Genomic DNA, 560 nt, shown 5'->3' with positions numbered 1-560 from the left:
GCATTGGGATCAAACGATGGTCGCCCACTTCTGCGCGGCGCTGTTCTTCATCCAGAATCGCCATCACCACATTGTACATGTCCACATCGCCATCAAGGTGAGCCGCCTCGTGGAATGTCATCGGGTTACTTTCTTCGCGTTTGGTGGAACGCAAGTGGGTGAAGTAAATGCGCTCGCCGTGCTTTTTGATCATCTTCACTAAGTCGTTGTCACCACGCACACCGTAAGAGCCGGTACACATGGTCAAACCGTTCATTTTGCTTGGCACTTTTTCGGTCAACCAATCAATATCTTCGATGGTTGAAACGATACGCGGCAAGCCAAGAATTGGGCGCGGTGGATCGTCTGGGTGCACCGCGAGTTTCAAGCCGTGCGCCTCACACACAGGCATCAGTTGCGACAAGAAATACGCCATATGCTCACGCAGTTTGTCTTTGCTAATGCCTGCGTAGCGGTCGAGTTGCGCGTGGAACTCTTCTAGCGTGTAACCTTCTTCTGAGCCCGGCAAACCAGCAATGATGTTGCTTGTCAGTTGTTGAATTTGATCCGCCGTCATGTTG

General features: G+C 51.8%; 1 protein-coding gene. It reads right to left on the bottom strand.

All coding sequences use genetic code 11. The features are described from left to right. Positions 1-560, bottom strand: a 560-nt coding sequence (uxuA, locus tag R7P74_RS28330; protein WP_318124016.1) for a mannonate dehydratase, incomplete at both ends; no start/stop codon positions are given.

The sequence above is a fragment of the Vibrio sp. 2033 genome, assembly GCF_033339735.1.
The sequence above is the reverse complement of the archived record's forward strand: the minus strand, read 5'-3'. Positions and strand labels throughout refer to the sequence as shown.